Annotated in this window: 18 protein-coding genes; 10 read left to right on the top strand and 8 right to left on the bottom strand. The window is 67.4% G+C overall.

What is annotated here, in order from left to right:
• The first annotated feature begins 2 nt into the window (after positions 1-2).
• Positions 3-437 carry a DUF1178 family protein gene (locus RT123_RS06135; protein ID WP_066553544.1) on the top strand — a complete coding sequence of 145 codons (435 nt, stop codon included), beginning with the start codon at positions 3-5 and terminating at the stop codon, positions 435-437.
• Complete coding sequence (locus RT123_RS06130) at positions 437-934, top strand: GNAT family N-acetyltransferase (protein ID WP_066553547.1); 498 nt, start codon at positions 437-439, stop codon at positions 932-934. The genes RT123_RS06135 and RT123_RS06130 overlap by 1 nt, the downstream gene beginning before the upstream one ends.
• On the opposite strand, the gene RT123_RS06125 is transcribed toward RT123_RS06130, so the two are convergent.
• Positions 931-1,236 (bottom strand): UrcA family protein, encoded by a 306-nt coding sequence (locus RT123_RS06125; RefSeq protein WP_066553549.1) that lies wholly within the window; start codon positions 1,234-1,236, stop codon positions 931-933. The genes RT123_RS06130 and RT123_RS06125 overlap by 4 nt on opposite strands.
• 232 nt (positions 1,237-1,468) lie before the next feature.
• On the opposite strand from RT123_RS06125, the gene typA reads away from it, so the two are divergent.
• The 5 genes from typA to RT123_RS06100 all read left to right on the top strand — a co-directional run bounded on the left by typA (position 1,469) and on the right by RT123_RS06100 (position 9,323).
• The gene (gene typA, locus RT123_RS06120; RefSeq protein WP_055755091.1) at positions 1,469-3,301 is read left to right on the top strand and encodes a translational GTPase TypA; all 1,833 of its coding nucleotides are present in this window, start codon (positions 1,469-1,471) and stop codon (positions 3,299-3,301) included.
• A 51-nt stretch (positions 3,302-3,352) separates the two neighbouring features.
• The gene (gene glnD, locus RT123_RS06115; protein WP_313008360.1) at positions 3,353-6,058 is read left to right on the top strand and encodes a [protein-PII] uridylyltransferase; all 2,706 of its coding nucleotides are present in this window, start codon (positions 3,353-3,355) and stop codon (positions 6,056-6,058) included.
• A 36-nt stretch (positions 6,059-6,094) separates the two neighbouring features.
• Complete coding sequence (gene murJ / locus RT123_RS06110) at positions 6,095-7,690, top strand: murein biosynthesis integral membrane protein MurJ (RefSeq protein ID WP_313008358.1); 1,596 nt, start codon at positions 6,095-6,097, stop codon at positions 7,688-7,690.
• A gap of 125 nt (positions 7,691-7,815) precedes the next feature.
• A complete protein-coding gene (gene trpS / locus RT123_RS06105; protein ID WP_313008357.1) occupies positions 7,816-8,859 on the top strand; it encodes a tryptophan--tRNA ligase in 1,044 nt (347 codons plus the stop codon).
• The gene (locus tag RT123_RS06100; protein WP_313008356.1) at positions 8,859-9,323 is read left to right on the top strand and encodes an OsmC family protein; all 465 of its coding nucleotides are present in this window, start codon (positions 8,859-8,861) and stop codon (positions 9,321-9,323) included. Before trpS ends, RT123_RS06100 begins: the two co-directional genes overlap by 1 nt.
• Positions 9,324-9,328: 5 nt before the next feature.
• On the opposite strand, the gene RT123_RS06095 is transcribed toward RT123_RS06100, so the two are convergent.
• The 3 genes from RT123_RS06095 to RT123_RS06085 are packed head-to-tail and all read right to left on the bottom strand — an operon-like array spanning position 9,329 to position 11,100.
• Positions 9,329-10,078 (bottom strand): dienelactone hydrolase family protein, encoded by a 750-nt coding sequence (locus RT123_RS06095; RefSeq protein ID WP_313008355.1) that lies wholly within the window; start codon positions 10,076-10,078, stop codon positions 9,329-9,331.
• A 52-nt stretch (positions 10,079-10,130) separates the two neighbouring features.
• On the bottom strand, positions 10,131-10,769 hold the full coding sequence (locus RT123_RS06090; RefSeq protein ID WP_313008354.1) for an alpha-ketoglutarate-dependent dioxygenase AlkB: 639 nt from the start codon (positions 10,767-10,769) through the stop codon (positions 10,131-10,133).
• Positions 10,732-11,100 carry a hypothetical protein gene (locus tag RT123_RS06085; protein WP_313008353.1) on the bottom strand — a complete coding sequence of 123 codons (369 nt, stop codon included), beginning with the start codon at positions 11,098-11,100 and terminating at the stop codon, positions 10,732-10,734. The genes RT123_RS06090 and RT123_RS06085 overlap by 38 nt, the downstream gene beginning before the upstream one ends.
• A gap of 257 nt (positions 11,101-11,357) precedes the next feature.
• Here RT123_RS06085 and dnaK point away from each other — a divergent pair, with 257 nt between their 5' ends.
• From dnaK to dapB, 3 genes are all read left to right on the top strand, one after another.
• On the top strand, positions 11,358-13,298 hold the full coding sequence (gene dnaK, locus RT123_RS06080) for a molecular chaperone DnaK (protein WP_255353582.1): 1,941 nt from the start codon (positions 11,358-11,360) through the stop codon (positions 13,296-13,298).
• Between the two features lie 175 nt (positions 13,299-13,473).
• On the top strand, positions 13,474-14,676 hold the full coding sequence (gene dnaJ / locus RT123_RS06075; protein WP_055809618.1) for a molecular chaperone DnaJ: 1,203 nt from the start codon (positions 13,474-13,476) through the stop codon (positions 14,674-14,676).
• Positions 14,673-15,422, top strand: coding sequence for a 4-hydroxy-tetrahydrodipicolinate reductase (dapB, locus tag RT123_RS06070; protein WP_066553577.1), 750 nt, complete (start codon positions 14,673-14,675; stop codon positions 15,420-15,422). The genes dnaJ and dapB overlap by 4 nt, the downstream gene beginning before the upstream one ends.
• 68 nt (positions 15,423-15,490) lie before the next feature.
• On the opposite strand, the gene dnaQ is transcribed toward dapB, so the two are convergent.
• The 4 genes from dnaQ to RT123_RS06050 form a co-directional block, all read right to left on the bottom strand.
• Positions 15,491-16,213 carry a DNA polymerase III subunit epsilon gene (dnaQ, locus tag RT123_RS06065; RefSeq protein ID WP_313008352.1) on the bottom strand — a complete coding sequence of 241 codons (723 nt, stop codon included), beginning with the start codon at positions 16,211-16,213 and terminating at the stop codon, positions 15,491-15,493.
• A 24-nt stretch (positions 16,214-16,237) separates the two neighbouring features.
• Positions 16,238-16,870 carry a dephospho-CoA kinase gene (gene coaE, locus RT123_RS06060; RefSeq protein WP_313008351.1) on the bottom strand — a complete coding sequence of 211 codons (633 nt, stop codon included), beginning with the start codon at positions 16,868-16,870 and terminating at the stop codon, positions 16,238-16,240.
• On the bottom strand, positions 16,867-17,697 hold the full coding sequence (locus tag RT123_RS06055) for an NAD(P)-binding domain-containing protein (RefSeq protein ID WP_313008350.1): 831 nt from the start codon (positions 17,695-17,697) through the stop codon (positions 16,867-16,869). The genes coaE and RT123_RS06055 overlap by 4 nt, the downstream gene beginning before the upstream one ends.
• A partial coding sequence (locus RT123_RS06050; protein WP_313008348.1) for a Maf family protein occupies positions 17,694-17,903 on the bottom strand: 210 nt, incomplete at its 5' end. The genes RT123_RS06050 and RT123_RS06055, both read right to left, overlap by 4 nt.

Below are 17,903 nucleotides of genomic sequence, written 5' to 3'. Positions count from 1 at the left end.
CCATGATCCGCTACGCCCTGAAATGCGACCAGGCCCACGCCTTCGAAGCCTGGTTCGGCTCCTCGACCGACTATGACGATCAGGCGGCGCGGGGGCTGGTGGAATGCCCGTTCTGCGGTTCGCACGCGGTCGACAAGGCGATCATGGCTCCGGCCGTCAGCGGCGCCCGCAAGGCCGATCCCGCCTCTGACGTCGCCGCCAAGATGCAGACAATGATGATGGCCGCCGCCCGCGAGGTTCGCGCCCATGTCGAGGCCAACTTCGACTACGTCGGCGACACCTTCGCCCGCGAGGCGCGCGACATCCACGAGGGCCGATCCGAGAAGCGCGAAATCTATGGCGAGGCCACGCCCGCCGAGGTGAAGAAGCTGAAGGACGACGGTGTTCCGGTCTCCGCCCTGCCTGACGCGCCGCCAGACCCGTCCAAGGTGAACTGATGACCCTGCAATGGCGGCCCATGCGGCCCGACGACATCGAGGCGGTGACGGGGGTGGCGCGGCTGTCGTTTCCCGATCATTTCGAGGACCGGGCCTGTTTCGAGAACCGCCTGGCGCTGTATCCGCGCGGATGTTTCGTTCTGGCGGACGGTGACGAACCGGCGCGCGGCTATCTGATCGCCTATCCGTGGAAGGCCGAGAGCGCGCCGCCGCTGAACACGGTGATCGAGGGCCTGCCGGCCCAGCCGGACCTGATCTATCTGCACGATCTGGCCCTGCACCCCGAGGCGCGGGGCGGGGGCGTGACCGGCGCCATCGTCGAGCGACTGGCCGAACAGGCGACGGAAGACGGATGGCCCGCCATCGCCCTGGTCGCCGTCAATGACGCCGTCGGGTTCTGGTCGCGACACGGTTTCGTCGAGCAGCCCGCCGAGGCCATGGCGGCCAAACTGGCTAGCTACGGCGCCGACGCCCGCTATATGCTCCGGCCGCTCTAGCGCCGATTGAGCGCGGTCTGTCCGCCCGCGCGCACGAAATGCGTGCGTTGAGGACGGGGCAGAGCGACATAGGCCCGACGCCTCATTTCACGCTCGCAGACGCTGGCGTCGCCAAGGCTGTCGGGCGTCAGGATCGCGCGATGGACGGCGCACCAGTCGCGGCTGGCGGCGCGGATGCGACCGGCCAGGATCATCGCCTCGCCAGGTCGGGCCATATTCAGTCCCTCGGCGTTCACATGCATGTCCGGCGCCTGGCCGGTGCCCAAGGCGGCGGCAAGCGCGGCTGCGATCATCAAACCCATCGTCATCTCCCATCGGAATGGGCCTGCGTCAGGCCCGTCGTGGGAAGGAGGCGTCCGTCGGCGGCGTCAGATGCGGCGTCGGGGATGAAATATCGGTAAGGCGGCGATCAGCGCGGCGAACGCCCGCTCTGGTCTTTCTGTCCACATGCCTGTAAGAGGCGCGCGCCTCCCGCATGCCTTTTCATGACCAGCGGCCGCCCGTATGCCGGCCGCGCCTTTTCGCGATACTCAAATGAACCTGCGCAACGTCGCCATCATCGCCCACGTCGACCACGGCAAGACGACCCTGGTGGACCAACTGCTCGCCCAGTCCGGCGTCTTCCGAGCCAACGAGGCGCAGACCGAGCGCGCGATGGACTCCAACGACCAGGAAAAAGAGCGCGGCATCACCATCCTGGCCAAGTGCACGTCGGTGCTCTGGAACGGCAAGGCCGGTGAAACCCGCATCAACATCATCGACACCCCCGGCCACGCCGACTTCGGCGGCGAGGTCGAGCGCATCCTGGGCATGGTGGACGGCTGCGTCATCCTGGTCGACGCCGAAGAGGGCGTCATGCCCCAGACCAAGTTCGTGCTGACCAAGGCGCTGAAGATGGGCCTGCGCCCGATCCTGTGCATCAACAAGGTCGACCGCGCCCACGCCGATCCGGACCGCGTCCACAACGAGACCTTCGACCTGTTCGCCGCCATCGGCGCGACGGACGAGCAGCTGGACTTCCCGCACATCTACGCCTCGGGCCGCAACGGCTGGGCGACGCTGGACCTGAACCAGCCGAATGACAATCTGGCTCCGCTGTTCGACCTGATCGTCGATCACGTCCCGCCGCCCGCCGTCCAGGCCAACCGCGACAAGCCCTTCCGCATGCTGGACGTGCTGATCGAAAGCGATCCGTTCCTGGGGCGTCTGCTGACCGGCCGCATCGAGAGCGGCAAGGCCGTTCCCGGCATGGCGATCCATGCCCTGGACCGTGAAGGTAAGGAAATCGAACGCGGCCGCATCACCAAGGTGCTGGCCTTCCGCGGCCTGAAGCGTCAGGCCCTGGACGAGGGTTCGGAAGCGGGCGACATCGTCGCCATCGCCGGCATGTCCAAGGCGACCGTGGCCGACACCCTGTGCGCCATGGAAGTCACCGAGCCTCTGCCCGCCCAGCCGATCGATCCGCCCACCATCTCCATGACCGTCTCGGTCAACGACAGCCCCCTGGCCGGTCGCGAAGGCGACAAGGTCCAGTCGCGCGTCATCCGTGATCGCCTTCTGAAGGAGGCTGAGGCCAACGTCGCCATCCGCGTGACTACGACCGAAGGCGGCGACGCCTATGAAGTCGCCGGCCGTGGCGAACTGCAGCTGGGCGTTCTGATCGAGAACATGCGCCGCGAAGGCTTCGAGGTCTCGATCTCGCGTCCGCGCGTGGTGTTCCAGACCGGCGAGAACGGCGAGAAGCTGGAGCCGATCGAAGACGTCATGATCGACGTCGACGACGAGTTCTCGGGCATCGTCATCGAGAAGCTGTCGGCGCGTAAGGCCGAAATGACCGACATGGGCCCGTCGGGCGCCGGCAAGACCCGCATCAGCCTGAAGGCGCCGTCGCGTTCGCTGATCGGCTATCAGGGCGAGTTCCTGACCGACACGCGTGGTTCGGGCGTGCTGAACCGCGTGTTCAGCCACTACGAGCCGCACAAGGGCGCCATCGCCGGTCGTCTGAAGGGCGTTCTGATCTCGAACTCGGACGGTGAAACCGCCGCCTTCGCCCTGTGGAACCTGGAAGACCGCGGCATCATGTTCGTCGGCGCCGGCGAAAAGACCTATCAGGGCATGATCATCGGCGAGAACGCGCGCTGGGACGACCTGGACGTCAACCCGATCAAGGGCAAGCAGCTGACCAACGTCCGCGCCTCCGGCAAGGACGAGGCCGTTCGCCTGACGCCGCCGCGCCAGATGTCGCTGGAACAGGCCATCGCCTATATCGACGACGATGAACTGGTTGAAGTGACGCCCAAGTCCATCCGCCTGCGCAAGCAGACGCTGAACCCGTCGTTCCGCAAGAAACGCGTTCGCCCGGAGTAGTCAGCAATCCCTGACTGACGAGCGGTGGGATGCGGCCTATAGACGGCTGACATGAACGCCTCGCCCAGTCTGGATGACCGCCTTGACGAGGCCGCCCGCGCGGAAGACCCGCGCGCGGCGGTCTCTGTCGTTTTGCGCGAGACCTATGACGCCGCCCGCGCGCGGGCTGAGCGCAAGCTGGACGGGGGCATGAAGGGGCGCGACGTGGCGCGTCTTTACGCCGCCGCAGCCGACGAGATGCTGGCCGGCCTGTGGCGGGTTGCGACCCAGACCCTGTGGCCGACCTCGCCTGTCGAGGCCGAAAGGTTGGCCCTGGTCGCGGTCGGGGGTTACGGCCGGGGCGTTCTGGCGCCCCATTCCGATCTGGACCTGCTGTTTTTGAGATCGTCCAAGGCGACGCCGCGCGGCGAGGAGGTCATCCAGTTCGTCCTCTATGTGCTGTGGGACCTGGGGGCCAAGGTCGGGTCGGCGGTGCGCTCGGTCGAAGAGTGTCTGAGCCTGTCGCGCACCGACATGACAGTGCGGACAACCCTGCTGGAGGCGCGTCCGCTGGCGGGGGACGAGGCGCTGGCCCTGCTGATGATCAGCCGGTTTCGCGACATGGTATCGAAATCCGATCCGCGCCCCTTCATCGCCGCCAAGCTGGAGGAGCGGGCCGCCCGGCACGAAAAGGCCGGCTCGACCCGCTACAAGGTCGAACCCAACGTCAAGGACGGCAAGGGGGGCTTGCGCGACCTGAACACCCTGTACTGGATCGCCCGGTCTCTGGCGCCCGAAAGCCGGCTGGGCGCGACGGTGATGGACGAGCTGTTCACCCCGCGCGAGCGACGAACGTCGGACGAGGCGTTCGACTTTCTGTGGCGGGTCCGCATACATCTGCATCTGATCGCGGGCCGGCCCGAGGAAAAGCTGACGTTCGATATGCAGCCCGAGGTCGCCCGGCGCATGGGCTGGCGCGGGCGCGGCGACGAACCGGCGGTCGAGCGGTTCATGCGGCGATACTTTCTGGTGGCCCGCGACGTCGGCGCCCTGACCCGCGCCATGTCGGCCAAGCTGGAGGCGCGCCACCAAAAGACGGCGCATGGCCTGTCGCGTCTGATGGCGCCGTTCCGGCCCGCCCCCCGGCGCAAGCTTGAGGTCGAGGGGTTCTGGATCGATCAGGGGCGTCTGTCGGTCGAGGGGCCGGAGGTTTTCGCCGCCGATCCGGTCAAGCTGCTGACCCTGTTCGTCTGCGCCGACAAGCACGACCTGGATCTGCATCCGGACGCCTTTTCGGCGGTGACGCGGTCGCTGTCGCTGGTGACGCCGCGGCTTAGGCGCGATCCGGCGGCTACGCGGGCGTTTCTGGACGTTCTGGCGCACGGGCAGCGTCCGTACCGCGTCCTGACCATCATGAACGAGACGGGCCTGCTGGGTCGGTTCCTGCCCGAATGGGGGCGGATCGTCGGCCAGACCCAGTTCAACATGTACCACGCCTATACGGTGGACGAGCATACGCTTCAGGCCATCGGCATCATCAACGACATCGCGCGCGGCAAGCTGAAGACCGACCACCCGATGGCCAGCGAGATCGTGCATCTGATCTCGGACATGGAAGCCCTGATGCTGGGCATGCTGCTGCACGACGTCGGCAAGGGCGGCGAGCGGGGGCAGCTGGAGGACGGCGCCATCGCCGCGCGCCGGGCGTGCGAGCGGCTGGGCGTCGATCCGCGCCGGATCGAACTGGTCGTCTGGCTGGTGCGCAGCCATCTGGCGCTGTCGGACTACGCCCAGAAGCGCGACCTGTCGGACCCGGCGACCATCCGCGCCTTCGCCGAACTGGTCGGCGACCCCGAGCGGCTGCGGATGCTGCTGGTCCTGACCGTCGCCGATATCCGGGCCGTGGGGCCGGGGGTGTGGAACGGCTGGAAGGGTCAGCTGATGCGCACCCTCTACAACCAGGTCGCCGCCCTGTTTCGGGGTGAGGACGTGACGCGCGAGGATCCGCTGGCGGCGCACCCGGCCTTGGTCCAGCGGGCGCGCGAGACGGGCGCGGCGGCCGAGAGCGCGCCCACCGCGCCGGTGCGGGGGCTGACGGTGCAGACCACCGAAATCTCCATCGCAGCGGCCGACCGGCCGGGCCTGTTCGCCGATCTGGCCCAGACCATGGCCGCGCTTGGGGCCGACGTGACCGACGCCCGCGTGGCGACCGAGGACGGCGTCGTTCTGGACGTGTTTCGTGTTCAGGACGGCGCGGGCCTACCCTATAGCCAGGCCGAGCCGCGTCGCCTGAAGGCTTTGGTCGAGGCGCTGGAAAAGGCCGCGCGGGGCGAGGGCCGCATCGGCCAGGCCCCCGATCCGACCGGCAATGCGCGCAAGGCGGCCTTTGAAGTCCGGCCCGTGGTCATGGTCGATCACCACGCCAGCGAGGTCGCTACGGTAGTCGAGGTGTCCTGCGCCGACCGGCCGGGGCTGCTGGCGGACCTGTCGCGCGTGTTCAACGACGAAGGCCTAAGCATCCGCTCCGCCCATGTCGCCAGCTATGGCGAGCGGGCGGTGGACAGTTTCTACGTCGTGGATCGCAAAGGGCGGAAGATCACCTCGGAACAGCGGATCGCCGAACTGCGCACCGCGCTTGAGGCCGTGCTGGACAGCCGCGCGCCCGCGCCCGCCGGACGCAAGGTCGCCTCGGCGCGCGCCAGCGCGCGCGACGTCTCCGACCTGGGCCGCCGCAGCCCGCGCGCAAAGCCCGTATCGCCCGGCGAACAAGCGCGCTAAGCGACAACCTTCCTCCGCGCCCTGTCGAATGTCCGCATGAGCCTCGCCCGAAACACCCTGGTGCAGTCGACCCTGACGCTGGGCAGTCGAATTCTCGGCTTCGTGCGCGACATGGCGCTGGCGGCGCGCTTCGGCCAGGGGCCGATGATGGACGCCTTCACCACGGCGTTGATGCTGCCCAACATGTTCCGCCGCCTGTTCGCCGAGGGCGCCTTCGCCCAGGCCTTCGTACCGGTCTATGGCGGGGTTCGGGCGCGCGAGGGCGAGGAAGCCGCCGCCGTCACGGCGTCCGAGGCGCTCAGCTTCATGCTGGCGGTCGTCGCCGGCTTCTGCATCCTACTGCAGGTCGTGATGCCGTGGATCATGCCGTGGCTGCTGTCGGCGTATCAGGGTCAGCCCGAGGTGCTGCGCGCCGCCGTGATCGCGACCCAACTGGCCATGCCCTATCTGGCCTGTATGACCGTGGCCTCGCTGCTGTCGGGCGTGCTGAACACGGGCGGTCGGTTCGCCCTGTCGGCGGCCGTGCCGGTATTTCTGAACCTGTGCACCCTGGCCGCCCTGATGCCGCCGCTGATCCTGCCGATCCCGCAGGAGACAGTGCTGCTGATGGTGACGGCGGCGGTGACGGTGTCTGGGCTTATCCAGGCCGGTCTGCTGTGGTGGGGCGTGCGGCGTCTGGGCGTTCGGCTGAAGATCGGCCTGCCGCGCATCACGCCGAACGTGCGTCACACCCTGGCGCTCGCCGTGCCCGGCGCCCTGGCGGGCGGGGCGCTTCAGATCAACTCTCTGGTGTCGCAGTTCCTGACCGGCTCGGACGAGGGCGCGCGCTCGGTGCTGTATAACGCCGACCGGCTGTATCAACTGCCGCTGGGCCTGGTGGGGGTCGCCATCGGCCTGGCCTTGGTGCCACGCCTGACCAAGGCGTTCGTCGACGGCGATCACGAGGGCGGACAGAAGACGCTTGATGACGGCATCAACCTGGCCATGGCCTTCACCCTGCCGGCGGCCTTGGCCCTGTTCGTCATTCCCTTCTTCATCATCGACGCGACCGTGACGCGGGGCGCCTTCACCTCGGCCGACGCCGCCCGCACCGCCGACGTTTTGCGTCAGTTCGCCTGGGGCGTGCCGGCCTTCGTCCTGGCCAAGGTTCTGACCCCGCCCTTCTTCGCGCGCCAGGACACGCGCCGTCCGATGATCTTCGCCGTGGCCAGCGTGGTCATCACCGTCATCCTGGGCTCGGCCCTGTTCTTCTGGTTCCGCCGTCAAGGTTGGGACGGGGTGCTGGGCCTGGCCATCGCCACCAGCACCTCGGCCTGGGTCAACGTCGCCCTTTTGGGCGGGGTCCTGATCCGCGAGAACAGCTGGCGGCCGTCGCCGGCCTTTTTGTCGCGCATCGCCCGCGTGATCGCCGCCAGCGCCATGATGGCCGCCCTGCTGTTCGCCGCCGACGTCTTCTATCCGCAGCTTAGCCGCCTGTTCCTGGCCAAGGAGATCGCCGTCCTGGTGGTCTGCGCCGCCGGGGCCGGGCTTTACGGCTTCTGCCTGCTGGCGTTCCGGGCCGTCACCATCTCGGAACTGAAGGCCACGCTGAAGCGCGAGCCCGGCGGCGGCGCGGTCTCCGGTCTGGACTGACAGGCGGCGAACCGATAAGCGCGAGGCCATGACGACCTCGGGCCTGATCCATGACCTGCGATGGCGCGGCTGAACCGCCGCCTGCCTCGCCACGCCTGCCTTTCGACCTTCCGAGACCCGATCCCATGACCGACCAGACCCCCGCCGTTGCGACCTATGACGGCCCGCGCCGCATCCTGTCCGGCATCCAGGCCTCAGGCGCGCTGCACCTGGGCAACTACCTCGGCGCCCTCAAGCGGTTCGTGGAACTGCAGGACCAGGGCGCGCCGGTCTATGTCTTTGTCGCCGACATGCACGCCATCACCGTGTGGCAGGATCCGGCCAAACTGACCGCCCAGACGCGCGAGATCGCCGCCGCCTATCTGGCCTCGGGCCTGGATCCGGAAAAGGCGATCATCTTCCCGCAGTCGGCCGTGCGCGCCCATGCGGAACTGGCCTGGATTTTCAACTGCGTCGCCCGCCTCGGCTGGCTCGACCGGATGACCCAGTTCAAGGAGAAGTCGGGCAAGCACAAGGAACGATCCTCGGTCGGTCTCTACACCTATCCCGTGCTCCAGGCGGCCGACATCCTGCTGTACAAGGCCACCGAAGTGCCGGTAGGCGAGGACCAAAAGCAGCATCTGGAGCTGACCCGCGACATCGCCGCCAAGTTCAACAACGACTTCGGCGTTCCCGGCTTCTTCCCCGTACCCGAGCCGATCATCCAGGGACCGGCGACCCGCGTCATGTCCCTGCGCGACGGCGCGGCCAAGATGTCCAAGTCGGATCCGTCCGACAACAGCCGCATCAACCTGACCGACGACGCCGACACGATCGCCTCCAAGATCAAGAAGGCCAAGACCGATCCCGAGCCGTTGCCGGAAACCCTGGAGGGCCTGAACGAACGGCCCGAGGCCAAGAATCTGGTCGCCATCTATGCGGCGTTGGCGGGCCTGACCCGCGAACAGGTGATCGCACAGTTCGGCGGCCAGGGCTTCGGCGCCTTCAAGCCGGCGCTGGCGGACCTGGCGGTGTCGTCGCTGGCGCCCGTGACGGCCGAGATGCGCCGCCTGATGGACGACCCGGCCGAGATCGACCGCGTGCTGAAGGCCGGCGCCGAACGCGCCGCCGATGTCGCCGATCCCGTGGTAGACGAGGTCAAGAAGATCGTCGGCTTCTGGAGGGCGTAATGGGCGTCTATGAGGCCAAGGTCGTCTGGAACCGCGGCGACCAGCCCTTCCTGGACAAAGGCTACAGCCGCGCCCATTCCTGGAGCTTCGACGGCGGGGCGGTGGTGCCGGGATCGTCGGCGCCATCCAGCGTGCCCGTGCCGATGTCCGATCCGACCGGCGTCGATCCGGAAGAGGCGATGATCGCCTCTCTATCCAGCTGCCACATGCTGTGGTTCCTCGCCTTCGCCGCCAACGCCGGCCTGGTGGTCGACACCTATGTCGACGAGGCGTCAGGCAAGATGGGCAAGGACGATGACGGCAAGCGCTACCTCGCCGAGGTGACGCTGCGCCCCTTTACCAGCTTCACCGGCCGCGAACCCGATCAGGCCGAGATCGACGCCCTGCACCACCAGGCCCACGACCATTGCGAAATGGCCCATTCGGTCCGCGCGACCATCACAGTCGAGGCGACGATCGGCTAGGCCGCTCAGCCGTATGGCACCGCGTCGGTCAGGAAGGCGTCGAAACGGCGCAGGGCCTCGACTGTCAGTTCCGGATCGTGGCGCATCGGACCGTTGTTGGTGGGTTCGTCGAAGGCGTGGGTGCCCCCGGCGATCCAGCTTTCGACCTGGGAGCCGCAGTTGCGGATCATGGCGTTGACCTGTTCGGCGTTACGCACAGTTGTCAGGTGGTCGCGCTTGCAGGTAACGGCCAGAACGCGCGGGCAATGCCGCCACGGCTTCAACCGGTTGAAGGCGAACGGGCCGATGTAGGGATAGGCCAGCCAAACCGCCTTGACGCCGGACAGGTCGGCTTCGGCGGGATCGATCACGCCAAAGGCGCCGGGCGTCGGCGCGCCGCTCATCATCTCCATGATCGACCAGCCGCCATGGCTCCAGCCGGCCAGGGCCAGCTTTGTCGCGTCGACATCGGGGCGTGCCGAAACGCCCTGGATCGCCGCCAGGACGTCGCCCACCCGCTCATAGCCCCGGAACGACAGGCCCGTGCAGACCGCCGCCAGGGTGAAGACCCGACCCCAACCGCGCGGGCCGTAGGAATCGACGATGAAGGCGCGCCAGCCCGCTGCCTTGGCGACCTCGGCATAGCGGGGCAGGTGATCGCGCAGCCCCCCGCAGCCATGGAACAGCAGCACCGCTGGCCGGGGCCGGTCGTCGTCGGGGCCTACGACGGTGATGTGGGGTTTGAGGCGGGCCCAGCGGCGCTTCAGGTCGTCCATTCCCGAGTTACGCCGCAGCTTGCCGTCGAAAGCCAGTCCAAAAATCAGGCGCTCAACCGGCGCAGCGCAGCGTAAGGTTCAGCCGGCCGCCGCCGGGGATCAGGCGCGACGATCCGGCCAGCACGCGGTCGACGCCGTGACGGGCCAGGCGCGCGGGGCCGGTCAGGGCGCAGACGTCGCCGCTGTCCAGCCTCAGCGTCGTGGTGCGTCCGCCCGCCGCCGCGCCGATGCGGAACATCGCCGTGTCTCCCAGCGACACCGACAGGACGGGCGCGCCGAGGTCGGCCTCGTCCTTGTCTTGGTGCAGGCCCATCTTCGCCGCATCGCGATACAGATTGACCAGACAGGCGTCCGGCGGCGTGGGCCAGGCGACCGTGGCGTGCCACAGGTCGAGCAGCATAGTCGGGATCGCGGGCCAGGGTCGCCCGGTCTCGGGATGGGTCGACTGGTAGCGATAGCCGCCCCGGTCGGAGACCCATCCCAGCGGCCCGAAGTTGCTCATCTGAACCGAGAAGGGGCGACCGCCCGGCGTGGTCGGCCGATAGAGGGGCGCATCTTCCAGCCGGGCGAACACCTCGGCGACCAGATCGGCCTGCGCCGCAGCATCGAGCGCCCCCGGCCAGAGCCGGAAGCCCTCGACGGCGGTCTTCACCTCAGCGGGTGTAGGTGTATTCGCTGACCTCACAAACATTGATGCGCGACCGCGTCAGCTCCTGCCCGTTGGTGAACTCGGCCTTGAAGTCATAGATGCAGGCGCCCGAGCCGTCATCGATGTTGATGCGCACATCCTGCCCGCTTTCCAGAACGTCCGAGCCCAGGATGTCCTCTTCCCAGTCGTCGCTGCGCGAATCCGACGCGTAGAAGCGTAACATGGTCCAGCCGGTGCGGTTCTTGATGGTGACGTGCCGATCATAGCCGTCACGCGACTGAATGGCCGGCGCCCCAGCAGGCGGCGCGGCGGCCGCAGCGGAGCCGACAAGAACGGCCGCCGCGACGACGGCCTTGAGCAGGGTCTTGATCATTGTTTCCTCTCCCTTCCTCGATCGCGATCCCCAGAGCGCGATGCAAAATCTTATGCGCCGTAATCGCCGCGCCTGCATATTCGAATTTCAACGTTCGTCGAAGGGCTTGAATCGCATAACGCCCTTGCGGGCCGGGGGGATTTTCCCATATCGGGGCCAGCTTCGGAGAAACCCCGCGAAACTTGGGGCTATCCAGCCTGATCCACGCCAACCCAACCGGGGGCGGTCACGCGCGGCGCTTCGTCGAAGGCCGCCGCATCGCCCGCCGAACCAGAGAGACTGAAGAACACATGGCCAAGATTATCGGCATCGACCTGGGCACCACCAACTCGTGCGTCGCCGTCATGGACGGCAAGACGCCGAAGGTGATCGAAAACGCCGAGGGCAACCGCACGACCCCGTCGGTCGTGGCGATCCAGGACGGCGCGGAAGTGCTGGTGGGTCAACCCGCCAAGCGCCAGGCCGTCACCAACCCGTCCAACACCTTCTTCGCGATCAAGCGCCTGATCGGCCGCAACTTCGATGATCCCGTCGTCGCCAAGGATAAGGGCATGGTGCCCTATGAGATCGTCAAGGGCCCGAACGGCGACGCCTGGGTGCGCGCCTTCGGCAAGGACTATTCCCCGCAGCAGATTTCGGCCTTCACCCTGACCAAGATGAAGGAAGCGGCCGAGGCCTATCTGGGCGACAAGGTCACCCAGGCCGTGATCACCGTGCCGGCCTACTTCAACGACAGCCAGCGTCAGGCCACCAAGGACGCCGGCAAGATCGCCGGCCTGGAAGTGCTGCGCATCATCAACGAGCCGACCGCGGCGGCCCTGGCCTATGGTCTGGAAAAGAACGACGGCCAGAAGATCGCCGTCTATGACCTGGGCGGCGGCACCTTCGACGTCTCGATCCTGGAGATCGGCGACGGCGTGTTCGAGGTGAAGTCGACCAACGGCGACACCTTCCTGGGCGGCGAGGACTTCGACCTGCGTCTGGTCGACTACCTGGCCGACGAATTCAAGAAGGAGCAGTCGGTCGACCTGCGCCAGGACAAGCTGGCCCTGCAGCGCCTGAAGGAAGAGGCCGAAAAGGCCAAGAAGGAGCTGTCGACCACGACCCAGTACGAGGTCAACCTGCCGTTCATCACCATGAACGCCTCGGGTCCGCTGCACCTGAACATCAAGCTGACGCGCGCCAAGCTGGAAAGCCTGGTCGAGGACCTGGTCCAACGCACGATCGAGCCGTGCAAGAAGGCCCTGGCCGACGCCGGCCTGAAGGCATCGGACATCGACGAAGTGGTTCTGGTCGGCGGCATGACCCGCATGCCCAAGGTCGTGGAAGCCGTGAAGGCCTTCTTCGGCAAGGAACCGCACAAAGGCGTGAACCCTGACGAAGTCGTGGCCCTGGGCGCCGCCGTTCAGGCCGGCGTTCTGCAAGGCGACGTCAAGGACGTGCTGCTGCTGGACGTGACGCCGCTGACTCTGGGCATCGAAACCCTGGGCGGCGTGTTCACGCCCCTGATCGAGCGCAACACGACGATCCCGACCAAGAAGAGCCAGACCTTCTCGACCGCCGACGACAACCAGTCGGCCGTGACGATCCGGGTCTTCCAGGGCGAGCGTCCGATGGCGTCGGACAACAAGATGCTCGGTCAGTTCGATCTGATGGGCATTCCGCCGGCGCCGCGCGGCATGCCGCAGATCGAGGTCGCCTTCGACATCGACGCCAACGGCATCGTCAACGTCTCGGCCAAGGACAAGGCGACCAACAAGGAGCAGTCGATCCGCATCCAGGCCAACGGCGGCCTGTCGGACGCCGACATCGACAAGATGGTCAAGGAAGCAGAGGCCAACGCCGCCACCGACAAGGCCAAGAAGGATCTGGTCGAGGCGCAGAACGCCGCCGACAGCCTGATCCATTCGACCGAAAAGGCCCTGGCCGAGCACGGCGACAAGGTCGGTGCGGACGAGAAGACGGCCATCGAGACCGGCCTGGCCGAGTTGAAGACCGCGCGCGAAGGCACGGATCCGGAAGACATCCGCGCCAAGACCAACACCCTGGTCCAGGCCTCGATGAAGCTGGGTGAAGCCATGTACGCCCAGCAGCAGGGCGACGCCGCCGCAGAAGGCCAGCCGGCCGACGACGGCGTGGTCGACGCCGAGTTCGAGGAAGTGTCTGACACGGACGGCGACGACAAGAAGAGCGCCTGATCCGTCACAGGTCGCTGAAATGATACGGCCCCGCTTGTCTTGCGATAGGCGGGGCCTTTTCATGAAACTTGCATCATTGGTCCCGGACCCCATGTCAGCCGGGACATCGATTTCGACCAACGCTCGGTAAGAGGCGAGGCGAAAGCGAACGGGGAAGTATGAGGACGAACGCCCGATGGCGCGTGATTATTACGAAGTTCTGGGTGTCGAACGCACGATCGACGCCCCCGGCTTGAAAGCCGCCTATCGCAAGCTGGCCATGGTTCACCATCCCGACCGCAACGGCGGCTCGGAAGAGTCGATGGCCAAGTTCAAGGAACTGTCCGAGGCCTATACGGTGCTGTCGGACGACAACAAGCGCGCGGCCTATGACCGTTACGGCCATGCGGGCGTGAACGGCGGCGGGGGCGGCAATCCCTTCGGCCAGGGCGGCCAGGGCTTCTCGGACATCAACGACATCTTCTCCCAGGTCTTTGGCGATGCGTTCGGCGACGCGTTCGGCGGACGCCAGGGCCGGGGCCAGCAGGGCGGACCGCGCCGGGGCTCTGACCTGCGCTACGATCTGGAGATCACCCTGGAGCAGGCCTACAAGGGCGAGGACGTCGAGATCGACATCCCCTCGACCATGACCTGCGACACCTGCGAGGGGTCGGGCGCCAAGCCGGGCACCAAGCCCGTCACCTGCACCACCTGCCAGGGCGCCGGTCGCGTGCGTCAGGCCAACGGCTTCTTCCAGGTCGAGCGCACCTGCCCCCGCTGCCACGGCCAGGGTCAGATGATCGCCGATCCCTGCACCACCTGCCACGGGCACGGCCAGGTGCGCAAAACCCGCACCCTGAACCTGAAAATCCCCGCCGGTGTGGACGACGGTTCGCGCATCCGTCTGTCGGGCGAGGGCGATGCGGGCCAGCGCGGCGGACCGCGCGGCGATCTGTACGTCTTCATCTCGGTCACGCCGCACGACCTGTTCGAGCGCGACAACCTGGACCTGCTGGTCACCGTGCCCGTGCCGATGACGGTGGCGGCCCTGGGCGGCGAGATCGACGCCCCTTGCCTGGTCTCAACGGCCTGCGACGGCAAGTGCAAGGCCTCGGTCGCCGTGCCGGCCGGCGCCCAGACCGGCAAGACCGTACGCATCAAGGGCAAGGGCATGCCCCATCTGAACGGCCGCAACCGGGGCGATCTGGTGGTCGAACTGTTCGTCGAGACGCCCACCGATCTGACCGCGCGCCAGCGTGAGTTGCTCGAAGAGCTTGCCCTGTCGTTCGGGGAGGGGCAGAACCCCAGGAATTCCAGCTTTGCCGGAAAGGCGAAGCGTTTCTGGGCCGACATCCTGGGCAGTCAGGACGCGGACGGGTCGAAAGAGAACGCGGTTTGAGCGCAATCTTCCACGCCGGCATTTCCGGCTATCGCGGCCGGATGGGGCGTGCGGTCTCTCAGGTTCTGGATGCCCGCGAAGACGTGGTGGTCGCCGCCCGCTTCGATTGGGGCGAAACCGCCGACCTGTCGCTGTGCGACGTGATCATCGACTTCTCGACCCCGGCCGCCTCGGTGGCCCTGGCCCAGAGCGCGGCCGAGCGCGGCGGCCCGGCCTTGGTGATCGGTTCGACCGGCTTCACGGACGAGCAGGAGGCCGACCTGATGAAGGCCGCCGAGAAGGTCGCCATCGTCAAGAGCGGCAACTTTTCCCTGGGCGTGAACATCCTGATCGGCCTTGTCCAGCACGCGGCCCAACGTCTGGACGCCCAGGATTGGGACATCGAGATCACCGAGGCCCACCACCGCCGGAAAGTGGATTCACCGTCGGGCACCGCTCTGATGCTGGGCGAAGCCGCAGCCGAGGGGCGGTTCGCGGATCTGGATGACCTGCGCTCCAAACCCTATGACGGGGTCCAGGGCGAGCGCGAGAGCGGCAAGATCGGTTTCTCCTCTATCCGCGCCGGCGGCATCATCGGCGAGCACACGGTGCTGTTCGCATCGGAAGACGAGGTGCTGACCCTCAGTCATTCGGCGATCGATCGGTCGCTGTTCGCAAAGGGCGCTGTCGCCGCCGCCGCCTGGGTGCGGACGCGAGGGCCCGGTCTCTATGACATGCAGGACGTGCTGGGCTTCCGGCAGGCTTAAGCCTGGGGCGCTGCGCGCCGCGCTATGTTCGCGACGCGGTCGCTCACGACTTGGGCGCTAAAAAGAGACTAAGCCGCGTCTTCCTGCGCCGGCAGGCCGTAGGCGTCCCACAGTGATCGGTCCTTAAGCGCCTTGGCGAGGAAGGCGACGTGGGCGGCCTGTTCCTCGGGCGTGGAGCGCGGCGCCAGGGGGCGGGGACGCTGTCCGTAGGCGGCGGTTTCGATGACGCCGCCGGGACCACGACCGACCGGCGCCGAAGACAGGTCCAGCACCCGCTCCTTGCCGCCGCGAAGCTCAAGATAGACCTCGGCCAGCAGACGGGCGTCGATCAGGGCGCCGTGCAGCGTCCGTTCGACCAGCGACACCTTGTAGCGTTTGCACAGGGCGTCCAGCGAGTTAGGCATGCCCGGAAACCGCGTCTGGGCCAGTTTCAGCGTATCGATCCAGCGCGCCTCGCCAGTGATCGGCCGGCCGCACCGCGCATATTCAAAGTCGATGAAGTTCCGGTCGAAGGTGGCGTTGTGAGCGATCATCTGCGCATCGCCGATGAATTCGATCAGGTCGTCGGCGATCTCGGCGAACTTGGGCGCGTCTTTGACCTTCTCGTCGGTGATGCCGTGAACCCGAATCGCGTCGGGCGGGATCAGTCGTTCCGGATTAACGAACCGGTGGAAGGTCCGCCCCGTCGGCAGCAGGTCCTGGATCTCGATACAGCCGACCTCGATCAGCCGGTCGCCCGTCTTGGGGTCGAAGCCGGTGGTTTCCGTATCCAGAACGATCTCGCGCGCCATTCGCCCTTAATGGCGGCATTCGCCTCAGCGCGAAAGGCTCGCCGCGCCTCGCCTTGGAGATATCCACGATGGGTCCAGAACGGCGGCCACGATCGCCTCGACCTCGGCCCGCGCGGCCTCCAGACCCCGGCTGGTGTCGATGACGAAATCGGCGCGGGCGCGCTTTTCCGCGTCCGGCACCTGGCGCGCCAGGATGGCGTCGAACCGTTCGCGCGTCATGCCGGGACGGGCCAGGACGCGCTCCGCCTGGATCGCCGGATCGGCGGTGACCACCACCACGGCGTCGACAGCACTGTCCCCACCCGTCTCGAACAGCAGGGGGATGTCCAGAACTGCCAGGTTCACACCTGCCGTGCGCGCCGCCTCCAGATCGGCCGCGCGACCTTGGGCGACCAGGGGGTGCACGATGGCTTCCAGACGACGGAACGCCGTGTCGTCTTTCCCAAGCGTCTCGGCCAGACGTGTGCGGTCAACCGCACCGTCCACCACGACCCCGGGGAAGGCCTCGCCCACAGGACCGACCGCCGCACCGCCAGGCGCGTAGAGGCGGTGCACCGCGTCATCGGCGTTCCAGACGACGGCCCCCAGATCGGCGAACATGGCCGTCGTCGTCGACTTGCCCATGCCGATGGAGCCGGTGAGACCGAGCAGGATCATGTCGCCTCGCCCAGATGCGTCATCAACAGGGCGCGAAGATCGAGAGGCGGCGGCGGGCGGCGGAACAGGGCTTCGAACGACGGCGCCGCCTGGCCGATCAGCATCGCCAATCCATCCACCGTCGGCAGGCCGCGTCCGCGCGCCGCCGTCAGGATGGCCGTAGCCAACGGCTTGTAGGTCATGTCCATCAACACCGTGCCGGGCGCGATTCGGTCGAAGTCGATGCTGGGCGGGACGCTCAGCGCATTGATGACCAAGGCTGCGCCATCAAAAGCGTCGTCGGCCGCCACGACCCGAACCGACGACCCTAAATCGGCGGCCAGGGCCTGGGCGCGTTCGGGCGAGCGGTTGACGATGCGAACCTCGGCGCCGGCCTCGACCAAGGCGCCGGACCCGGCGCGGGCTGCGCCGCCGGCGCCCAGCATCACCACCGGCCGCCCAGCCACGTCCAGGTCCGGCGCCTGTTCCTTCAGGCCGCGCATCAGGCCGATCCCGTCGGAACTGTCGGCCAGGACCAGCCCGTTTTCGAACTGCAGGATATTGGCCGAGGACGTCAGCCGGGCCGCCGCCGTCGCCTGATCCGCCAAGGCGAAGGCCTGTTCCTTGAACGGGGCGGTGACGTTCAGCCCCATGATCAGACCCGCACGCCCCGCCGCGACCAGCGCCTCGAAACCGGCCGCATCGGCAGGGGCGAAGGGGACATAGGCGCCGTCGATGTCGCCCGCCGCCAGCCAGGCGTTGTGAATGACCGGGCTGAGCGAATGGGCGACCGGATTTCCGGCGATCCCGGCGACCATGGCGGCCCCGGTTATGCGGTGCGTGCTCATGCCGCGATCACCCCCGCCCGACGCAATTCTTTCAGCACCGGCCAGAGCGGCAGGCCCAGCACCGTGAAATAGTCGCCGTCCACCGCCTCGAACAGCTGCGAGCCCAGCCCCTCAAGCCGGTAGGAACCGACGCAGGACAGCAGGGCCTCGCCCTCCGCGGCCAGATAGGCGTCGAGGAAGGCGTCCGACAAATCGCGCATCCGCAT

It is taken from the genome of Brevundimonas vesicularis (assembly GCF_032067225.1).
Taxonomy (GTDB): Bacteria; Pseudomonadota; Alphaproteobacteria; order Caulobacterales; family Caulobacteraceae; genus Brevundimonas; species Brevundimonas vesicularis_F.
This window is presented reverse-complemented; position numbering and strand designations above follow the sequence as displayed.